The organism is Actinomadura sp. NPDC049382 (assembly GCF_040677125.1).
GTDB classification, from domain to species: domain Bacteria; phylum Actinomycetota; class Actinomycetes; order Streptosporangiales; family Streptosporangiaceae; genus Spirillospora; species Spirillospora geliboluensis.
Genome location: NZ_JBFARO010000265.1, coordinates 1 through 1,994 on the forward strand (window position 1 = coordinate 1; position 1,994 = coordinate 1,994).

Consider the following 1,994-nt stretch of genomic DNA (forward strand, 5'->3'; position numbering starts at 1 on the left):
CAGCACGGCGGCCTCCAGCCGGGCGAGCGCGGCGGGCGGGGCGTCCGGCGCGCACCGCACGCCCTCGCACTCCAGGATGCGCCGGACCCGGTACAGGTCGGCGAGGCCGTCGGCGGTGACGCGGCGCACGAACACGCCGCGGTTGAACTCGTGCACGAGCAGCCGCTCCTGGACGAGCAGCCGGAACGCCTCGCGCATCGTGTTGCGGGACACCTTCACGGCGCGGCACAGGTCCTCTTCGGGGAGCCGCGCGCCGGGCACCAGCCGGCCGTCGGTGATCTGCTCGCGGAGAAGGTCGGCGACCCGTGCGGCGGTGCTCGACCGGTCCAGATCGTGCCGGGCCGCCGCGATCTCGTCGAGCCAGGTCTCCGCCATCGACCGCCCTTCCGCGTGCGTGGGGGGCAAGCGTATCCCATCGGCCGGAAGATCTCTCAACAAGGGGATTGCTGGATTGTTGAACAATCTCTACCCTGACGGAAAGCCGACACCCGAGAAGGGTCACCCCCATGACGGACCGGACCGCCCTGGACACCCCACCGGCACCACCCGCCTCGTCCCGCCGCGGCGCGCTCCTCGGCGCCATGTTCCTGATGGCGACCAGCGCCATCGGCCCCGGCTTCATCACCCAGACCACGGTGTTCACCGCCAAGCTCGGCGCCGCGTTCGCGTTCGCGATCGTCGTGTCCGTGCTGGTGGACATCGCGATCCAGCTGAACGTGTGGCGCGTCGTCGGCGTGTCCGGAATGCGCGCCCAGGAGCTCGGCAACCGCGTCCTGCCCGGCGCCGGCTACGGCCTCGCCGCCCTCGACGTGTTCGGCGGGCTGGTCTTCAACATCGGCAACATCGCCGGCACCGCGCTCGGGCTGAACGCGCTGCTCGGCCTGGACGTCAAGATCGGCGGCGGGATCTCCGCGCTGGTCGCCATCGCGATCTTCCTGAGCCGGCGCGCGGGCGTCGCGATGGACCGCATCGTCGTCGTCCTCGGCGCCGTGATGATCCTGCTGACGCTCTACGTCGCGTTCGTGTCGAACCCGCCGCTCGGGGACGCGCTGAGGCAGACCGTCGCGCCCGAGACCGTCGACTTCCTCGTCATCACCACCCTGATCGGCGGGACGGTCGGCGGCTACATCACCTACGCGGGCGCGCACCGCATGATCGAGTCCGGGCTGACCGGCCCGGAGAACGTCCGGGAGATCAACCGCAGCGCCGTCACCGGCATCCTCGTCACCGGCCTCATGCGGGTGCTGCTGTTCCTCGCCGTCCTCGGCGTCGTCGCCGGCGGCGTCACCCTCGCCAAGGAGAACGCCCCCGCGTCGGCGTTCGAGCACGCGGCGGGCGAGGCCGGGCTGCGCGTCTTCGGGCTGATCATGTGGTCGGCCGCGATCACCTCGGTCATCGGCGCGAGCTACACCTCGGTGTCGTTCCTCGTCTCGTTCTCCTCGTTCGTCGAGCGGTACCGCAACCGCCTGGTCGTGGCGTTCATCCTGGTCTCCGCGGCCGTCTACCTGGCGATCGGCACCGCCCCGGCCAAGCTGCTCGTCCTCGCCGGCGCGCTCAACGGCCTCATCCTGCCGTTCGGGCTCGCGGTGCTGCTGTGGGCCGCCGGCCGCCGCCGCGACCTGCTCGGCGGCTACCGGTACCCGGTCTGGCTGCTCGTCCTCGGCGCCGCCGCCTGGCTGCTCTCGCTCTACCTCGGCTGGAACTCGCTGTCCGGGCTCGACGACCTCTGGAGGTGACGGGTGCGGATCATCCCGAGCGGCGACGCCGCGCTGCTGGTCGAACTGCCGGACCTCGCGGCCATGCTGGGCCTGTACGCGGCGCTCGCCGCGTCCCCGCCGCCCGGCGTCGCCGACGTCGTCCCGGCGGCCCGCACGCTGACGCTGCCGCTCGACCCGTCCGCCTCCCAGCGGTTGAGCTGCTCGGCGGTGCGCGGGTAGGTCGCGGTGAACTCGGCGGTGTCGCGGGGCAGCAGGCCGCGCAGGGTCGCCCCCGCC

At 72.4% G+C, this 1,994-nt stretch carries 3 protein-coding genes; 2 read left to right on the top strand and 1 reads right to left on the bottom strand.

Features of this window, described 5'->3' with window-relative positions; translation table 11 throughout:
• Nucleotides 1-375: GntR family transcriptional regulator (locus tag AB0K34_RS46530; RefSeq protein WP_364554950.1), on the bottom strand; the 375-nt coding region annotated here is incomplete at its 3' end.
• A 131-nt stretch (nucleotides 376-506) separates the two neighbouring features.
• Here AB0K34_RS46530 and AB0K34_RS46535 point away from each other — a divergent pair.
• Nucleotides 507-1,736 (top strand): NRAMP family divalent metal transporter, encoded by a 1,230-nt coding sequence (locus AB0K34_RS46535; protein WP_301174259.1) that lies wholly within the window; start codon nucleotides 507-509, stop codon nucleotides 1,734-1,736.
• 3 nt (nucleotides 1,737-1,739) lie between these two features.
• Nucleotides 1,740-1,937 (top strand): carboxyltransferase domain-containing protein, encoded by a 198-nt coding sequence (locus AB0K34_RS46540; protein WP_364554952.1) that lies wholly within the window; start codon nucleotides 1,740-1,742, stop codon nucleotides 1,935-1,937.
• Nucleotides 1,938-1,994 lie beyond the last annotated feature (57 nt).

Bases quoted from the DNA above. Each gene is read 5' to 3' on its own strand.
- AB0K34_RS46535 (WP_301174259.1), top strand. From the start codon at position 507: ATGACGGACCGGACCGCCCTGGACACCCCACCGGCACCACCCGCCTCG.